The following is a 7,437-nucleotide window of genomic DNA, read 5'->3' on the forward strand; positions in this document are numbered from 1 at the left end:
TATGGATATAAATGGCGTTTGGGAAAAAAGTAGCGGCCGGATAGAAAACATCCCCTTTTACGCAGCGGCCTCGGTGAGCTTATATTTATCTCCATGCCATATCCTTCCCCAATATATGTCTTAAATAATTCGCATCGCCACAAGGGCGACGCGCCTATGGCTCAAAACTCAGCGGGTATAAAAGGCGTAAATTTTATTTATTACGGCATGGGTAAAATAGCGAGAAAGATGATTTTTCACCTTTATAAAATTGCCATACTGATATTTCATATGGCAATCAATTGAAGAGCGAATCGATCGATATCACAAAAATAAAACATTACTCCTAAAAAAATAAATAATAATTTCACCAGATAATTAGGCCACCGACGTTACGTCATAAATAATGCGCGTTCGCCTCTACGTCAATGGCGTCCCCATTCCATCAGGACGCCGCTAAAACGACAGTTCCCGAATCAACACCGCCGACGCCAGTTTCCAGCCGCGCGCCAGCAGGCTTTGCGCCTCGCCGTCCATCGATACCGTGCCGCGCAGCATTTGCCGTTGTCCCTGACGATCGGCGGGCACGCTTAACAGCACCCGATAAACCACCTGCTCAGGATGCAGTTTGCGCTGCGCATCGCTGAGCGCGGCGATATCGCCGCCGTAGGTCGACGCCAGTTCCGGCACCGCGCTCAGATCGCGGGTGGCGGCATGATCGATATCCACAATGGTGAGCGGCAACGCGGCGCGGCCGGCGTCCTGCGGGTAAAAATGCCCGCGCCCGCCCACCTTCAGCCGCTGCCGGTCTTTTTCCGACACGAAGGCCTCCACCAGCCCGCCGGACGGTTTGACGATCGCCGCCAGCCACTCCCCTTGCGCCAGCCACTCGCCGGCGGCCAGCGGCATGGCGATGTCGACCACCACGCCGCTTATCGGCGCCCTGACGATCAGCTGCTCCGACTGTCGTTTCAATACCGCCAGTTTTTGCAGCGCCGCGTCACGTTCCTGACTCACCCGCAGATGTTCGCTCGCCGCCCCTTTATTAAAAACCTGAAACGTCCGCTGCCAGCTTAACGTGGCGATCTGCCGCTCCAGCTGTCGCCGCTCGTGCGACAACGCATCGGAAGAGAGCGTAAACAGCGCCTGCCCGGCGGCCACAGGCTGGCCCACCTGAATATCAATGCGCGCCATCATCGCGGGCAGCGGCATATACAGACTGCTTTGCCGTTCGGCGCGCAGCAGCGCAGGCGCATAAACGGTGCTCTGCCAGGGGATCGCCAACAGCAGCAGCAGCAGACAGCCGGAGGTCAATGTCACGATCATATTACGATTCATACGGTAATCCTTGCGCCGTTTGCTCCACTCGCGCAGTTCATTCACCACGGGCGCGATCACGAAATAGCCGATCTCCACCGCGAACAGCAGCATCCCCAGCAGTTTGAACGTCATGTGGTAAACCAGAATGGCGATGCCGGTAAACAGGAAGAAGCGGTATACCCACACGCAAAAGGCGTAAACCGTCAGCGTACGCCGTAACCAGCGGGGAAGCGGTTCCGGCGGCAAGTCTCCCAGACCGAACAGCCATTCGCGCATCCGCCAGCGTCCGACGGCGAATCCCCGCTGCTGCAGATTCGGCACTTGAAGCCAGTCCGACAGCAAAAAATAGCCGTCGAAGCGCATCAGCGGGCTGAGGTTGATCGCCAGCGTCATAATCCAGGTGGTGGTCGCCAGCATAAAGGCGGCGCTACGCAGCATGCCGTCGGGCAAAAAGCTCCAGGCCAGCGTCGCCCAGGCGGCCAGCGTCAGCTCGGTCAGCATGCCGGCCGCGCCGATCGCCATACGCTGCCGGCGGCGGGTCAGTTTCCATGACCCGGAGGTATCGGTATACAGCACCGGCATCATCACCAGAAAAGCCACGCCCATCGTGGCGACGCGCGCGCCGTAACGTTTACAGGTATAGGCATGTCCCAACTCGTGCAATACCTTGGTGAAACACAGCGTTATCCCGGCCAGTACGGCGCCTTCCAGGGTAAAAAAGTGCATAAAGGTATGCTTGAAGGTTTCCCACTGCCGCCCGGCCAGAAATAGCCCCAGCAGCGCCGCCATCAGCGTTAACGTTAAAAACAGACGGCTGAATAAGGGCGCCGCCCAGGGTAAGGTGGCGGTCAGAAAACGATCCGGATGCCACAGCGGAATGCGGAAAAACAGATAGTTCTTCAGTAAGTTACGCCATACTGAAACCTGCGTTTTCGCCAGTTGCCGCCCAAATTGCGCCAGCGCCTCGTCGCCCGACGCCCGCGTCAGACTGTTGGCCTGTAAAAAGCGGCTGAAATGTTGCACGTCGCCGGCGTCAATCGTCAGCGGCGTCGCCTGGTTGATCTGCGCGACGATTTTCGCCGCCTCGCCCAGCGACCAGCGCGACAGCATCGCCATCTCCGCCCAGCCGATGCGGAAAAACAGCCCGCGCAGCGGATCTTCCAATGTCCAACTGGGCGAACCGTCGCGGTTGGCCGGCCCGGCGTGCAGGATCAGCTCGTCGCGCAGCGGAAGAAGCCGGAGAGCCGCACGCGGGTCGCCGTGCGCCTGGACGGCGACCTTCCCCGGCGCGCTCACACGCCCAGCCATACGCGTAGCGTCGCCAGCGGCTTGCGCAGCAGATAAACGAACAGCACCGTACGCTGGCCGTATAGCTTCGCCGTGCCCTTCAATCCCACGCGCAGTAGCGGATCGTCCTGGGTAAACCGGGCCCGCAGACGATAAGCCATGATGTTATCCGGCGTGGGGGCGGAGCGATAGCCGATATGCTCAAGCCGCGCCGGCTGCGCCGAATTCGGCGCCACGTTGAGGAAGAGCCGCACGTCGGCCCCTTTCTCCAGCGCGATGGCGTCGGCGGCGGGCAGTTGGACCTCCAGTTCGACATCGCGCGGATCGGCGATCATCATGATCCGTTCGCCGATCGCCACCGAACGCCCGATCCAATCGCTGACGTCGTCAAAAATCGCCACCCCGTCGCGCGGCGACGCCAGCTGCATACGCTCCAGCTGCCGCTGCAGGAAATCCATTTCGCTCTGCGCCTGCTCCCGCCGGCTTTGCAGCACCGCCAGACTGGCTTTGCTATCGGCGTCGAACAGCGCCTGCTGTTGGGCCTGCCGGTACTGGGCGTCGGCCGTGGCGAACGCCTGCCGCGCCGACTCCAGGCGATTTTCCAATTCACGGGCGTCCAGCTTTACCAGCGGCTGATTCGCCGCGATCTGCTGATTGGGACGAACCAGAATAGCGTCCACCACCCCGGCCACCGGCGCGCGCACCATCACCGGGCTGCGCGCCACGATTTCCGCCGGCGCCAGCACCGATTGCCGCACCGGGATCAGCATCACCAGCAGCAACGCCAGAGCGCCGGCCAGCGCCAGGCGGCGGCGTCGCGGGCCGGCGTCCGCTTTCCGGCGCCGCTTTTTACCTAGCGCCGTCCAGGCGTGGGAATAGGCGTCGGCCAGTTTTTCCAATAGCACCAGTTCGGCGGGCTGCCACGGGCGGTCGCGCGCCAGGATCAGCGTCAGCGGCTGTTCCCCCTGCGGGCGCCGCAAAGGCAGCCATAAAATAAACTCCGGCAGATGTTCCCGCCATAACAGCCGGTCGCCGGCCGGCAGATCCAGCCAACGCAGGGCGTGAGTCGGCCGATTTTCCAGCTGCCACTGGCGGCACAGACGGCTGAACTCGCTGCAAAACGGCGCGTTGGGATCGATAACCGCCAGGCCGGAAGCCGCGCGCAGGCGCTGGCCTTCGCAGTCCCACAGCATCGCCTGACGATACTTAACCAGATTATTGGTCTCATTGACCATCAAAAACGCCAGTTCATCCTGCGTTTCCCTCGCCCTGGCGCGGCTTTGCAGCTGCAGCAGCTCGGCCAGCAGCGCCAGACGGGCATCCTGTTCATTTGCTGTTTGCGTCATAACGTGGACAGGCTCATATCGTTATCGCTCTTGGGCGGGCGGCGCGATCAGCGCCACCCCGCTCATGCCGGGCAACAGTCCGGCGGTCGATTGGGTAATGCGCCCGAACACTTTGACCGACTGGCTAACCGGCTCCACCGCCGAAGAGATGCGGCTGATTTCCGCCGGATAGCTCAGTCCGGTTTCATCCAGCGTCACCTGGAAGGCGTCGCCCTGTTTTAACCACGCCAGCCAGCGCGAGGGCACGATCATCTCCAGTTCGAAAGCGCTGTCGTCGTAAATCGACAGCAGCTCCTTGCCTTCCGGCACCGACTCCCAGCGCTTGACCTTGCTTTCCGTCACCCGGCCGGAAAACGGCGCTTTAATCACGCAGCGTTGCAGCATGGCGCGGTTCACGCCGCTTTCCGCCTGCGCCATGGAGACCGCGGAGCGGGCCTGATCCACGTCGGACAGGCTGATGGAATTGAGCTTATCCAGCCGGTTGGCGATCGCCAGTTTCTTGCGGGCGGCACTCTCCGCGGCGGCCGAATAGTTCAGCTTTTCCCGCAGAACCGTACAGTCAAAGGTCAGCAACGTATCGCCCTGTTTAAAATGTTCGCCCTCTTTCACCGCGATATCCGTCACCTTGGCCGAAATTTCACTGGAAAGCGTGGTATAACGCACCGCGCTAAGCTGGACGCGAATATCGCTCCCCTCGGCCGCCAGCCCCCACAGGGGCGTTAGCAGCGCCCCCGCCAGCAGAAACCGCCGCGCCCTCATCAGTACGCTCCCCCACCCTGCAGCGATTGCAGGTTGTCCCACATATCCGTGCTCACCGTCCGGTAAGGTTTTCCGGCGATGGCGGCCGGCGGCGTCGCGGCGGTTTTAACGACCGCCGGCGCTGGCGCCGTCGCCGTTGCCGTCGCGGCGGCGACCGCCGTCGGCGCGGCAAGGGAAAGACGCGGTACCGGCACGCGGCCGGTTTCAATATTGCCGGTGGTGCGGGCGATGGTATCGCTCAGCGACGCCAGGCTGGTCGCGCCGACGTTATCCGGCAGCACATCCAGACCGGCGGCCTGATACACCGCGCCCAGGGCGTTTTGCACCTCCGCGAAGCTGCGATCGCGCGCGCGGGTGGTCAGAATGGTTTCCGTGCTGACGCGCACCTGCTCCATCTGCGTCGCCGCCTGATTGCGCACGCTCAACTCGGTCTGATTCAGGATGCCGCGCTGAATGCGCGCCAGCTCCTGGTAACGGCTGAACATGCGCGTACTTTGCTGATACTCCTGCCAGGCGACGTTCACCTGCGTCAGCACCGCCATGCGCAGCGCCTGACGGCGGATCTCCGCCAGCTCCTGATTCGCTTCGCCGGCGCGCTTCACCGGCGACCAGGACAGTACGTTCAGCAGGTTGCCGCTGACCTGTAGTCCGGCGCTGGCCCACTGATGATTCACCAGATAGCTGTTGCTGTCGCCGTTGATGCCGGCGAACAGCGACACGCCCGGCAGCAGACGCAGCAGGGATTTGCGGGTTTCCAGCACCGCATTGCGCGCCAGATAGCTCTCCTCGCGCACTTCAGGCCGTTTTACCATCGAGAAGTTTTCCAGATCGTCGAGGGTATAAGCCAGTTTCGGCGCCGTCAGACTGTTTTCTCCGGGCACCACGACATCGAATTTGCTGGCGGGCGGCAGGTTCATCAGCGAGGCCAGACGGGACTTCGCCACCACCAAATCGCTATCGACGATCTCAAGCTGACGCACCATTTCCAGCATATTTTTCTGGAAGCGCAGCGCTTCCACCGGCGCCAGCAGGCGCTGTTGCTCCGTCTGACGGGCATATTCCAGCGACTGACGCGCCTCGGCCAGCGCCGCCGTCACCTCCGGCTGCAAACGCTGGGCGGTGGCGGCTTCCCAATAGGCGGTGCGCACCTGACGGGTGATATCCGCCACCACGCGGCGGCGGCGCTCTTCGGCGGCCAGCGCTTTGTTGGCCTGCATCTTGGCGTTGAAATAGCTGATGCCGAAATCCAATACGTTCCAGCTCAGCGACAAATCCGCGCTGCGCATCGTCTTGTCCTGACTGGTGGAGGCTTCCAGCGACTGTTCGCCGGTGGTCACCGATTCGCTGCTGGAGCCGGCCACGTTGTCGCGCGTCTGCAGTCCCGCCCGCGCCGCCAGCTTGGGCAGCATATCCAGGCTGGAAACGCCGACCAGATTATCCTCCATCGCCTGCTCCATCAGCGCCACCCGCTGCTGCAGGTTGTACTTCAGCGCGCGGGCAATCGCCTCGTCCAACGTAATGGCGCCGCGTACCGGCTCCTGCTCGGCGAACATCTGCGTCCGATCGCTTAACGCCTGCGCCACCTGTTGCTCCGTGGTCACCGGTTCAGGCTTTACCGCACAGCCGGTCAGCCCCAGACAGGCCAGCGCGACGGCCAGCCTCAGAGCCCCGGATCCGGCGGATTTCGGCTTGCTATCCCAGAGTTTTGCTATGTGCTGATTCACCAGGGTTCTCCCCATCTAATAGAGTGTATTGATATTGTTATTAATGCCGCGCGACGTTCGCGTCACTGCGCGGGCGACGCGTTCTTTTCCGCCAACTGATTTACCGCGATCAGCAACGCGTCAAACGCCGACTGCTCCTGTTGCAGCTGCGCGGAGAAAGCGGCTTTGCCCGCCGCACCGTCCGGCAGCGGCGTTCGCTGTCCAATCAGCGCGTTTTCCTGCGCGGCGGCGGCAGCGCCCCGCAGCGAGGAGAAGTCCACCGCCTCCAGCGGCGGCATCAGCGTTTCCATAATGGGATCCAGGCGCCAGGGGGTTTGGGCGTAGTCGATCTCCCCGTTCGCCAGCGGGTACTGCGAGATCGATAGCGCATCGCCTGGCTGCGGCGCGGGTGCCGCCGTTAAAGCGGGCGCCGGCGGCGCGCTACGCGCGGTTGGACGCGCGCCGCCATCCTTCAGCGGCGCTTCGCGCCGTTCCAACTCTTCCCGCCAGCCATTCATCATGCCGAAAGCATCGAACTCCGGCAGAATCACCGGCGCTGCCGCAGGCTGGTTAACCGCCAGCGCAACGGTTCGGGTCGCGGTCGCTCCCTGCGCGTCGCTAGCCGTCACCACCAGCTGTACGCTGCCGGTCGCCAGCGGCGTGCCGCTGATGGTCAGCGTATCGGCGTCAAAGGTCAGGCCGTTCGGCAACCCTTCGATACGCCAGGTCAGCGTGTCGCCATCGGCGTCGCTGAACAGTTCGGCCGGCAGCGTGGCGCTATAGGGTACGGCGCGGGTGGCTTCAGGCAGCGTCACCGCGGTATCGGTCGCCTGCGGCGCGCTGTTGACAGCGACAACGTTGACGGCGGCGGCGAGATTCAGCGCCGCGCTATCGGCGCCGCCGCCGTTGTCCTGTATCGCTCTCAGGGTGACGGCGCGCGCGCCTTCCGTCGGGGCCACGCTGGCGTTGACGTAGGCCAGACCGTCGATAAGGCCGGCGGCGTCCGCCGCCGACATGCCCGCGGCGCTGGAAATCACCACGGT

At 62.7% G+C, this 7,437-nt stretch carries 5 protein-coding genes; all 5 read right to left on the reverse strand.

Features of this window, described 5'->3' with window-relative positions; all coding sequences use genetic code 11:
* Positions 1-435: 435 nt before the first annotated feature.
* Positions 436-2,607 carry an HlyD family efflux transporter periplasmic adaptor subunit gene (locus tag VSX58_RS21660; RefSeq protein ID WP_327619893.1) on the reverse strand — a complete coding sequence of 724 codons (2,172 nt, stop codon included), beginning with the start codon at positions 2,605-2,607 and terminating at the stop codon, positions 436-438.
* On the reverse strand, positions 2,592-3,932 hold the full coding sequence (locus tag VSX58_RS21665; RefSeq protein ID WP_327619894.1) for an efflux RND transporter periplasmic adaptor subunit: 1,341 nt from the start codon (positions 3,930-3,932) through the stop codon (positions 2,592-2,594). The genes VSX58_RS21660 and VSX58_RS21665 overlap by 16 nt, the downstream gene beginning before the upstream one ends.
* A gap of 21 nt (positions 3,933-3,953) precedes the next feature.
* The gene (locus VSX58_RS21670; RefSeq protein ID WP_327619895.1) at positions 3,954-4,691 is read right to left on the reverse strand and encodes an efflux RND transporter periplasmic adaptor subunit; all 738 of its coding nucleotides are present in this window, start codon (positions 4,689-4,691) and stop codon (positions 3,954-3,956) included.
* Complete coding sequence (locus VSX58_RS21675; protein ID WP_407654912.1) at positions 4,691-6,415, reverse strand: TolC family protein; 1,725 nt, start codon at positions 6,413-6,415, stop codon at positions 4,691-4,693. Before VSX58_RS21675 ends, VSX58_RS21670 begins: the two co-directional genes overlap by 1 nt.
* 62 nt (positions 6,416-6,477) lie before the next feature.
* Positions 6,478-7,437: putative Ig domain-containing protein (locus VSX58_RS21680; protein WP_327619897.1), on the reverse strand; the 960-nt coding region annotated here is incomplete at its 5' end.

The sequence above is a fragment of the Brenneria populi genome, assembly GCF_036016195.1.
GTDB classification, from domain to species: Bacteria; Pseudomonadota; Gammaproteobacteria; order Enterobacterales; family Enterobacteriaceae; genus Brenneria; species Brenneria populi.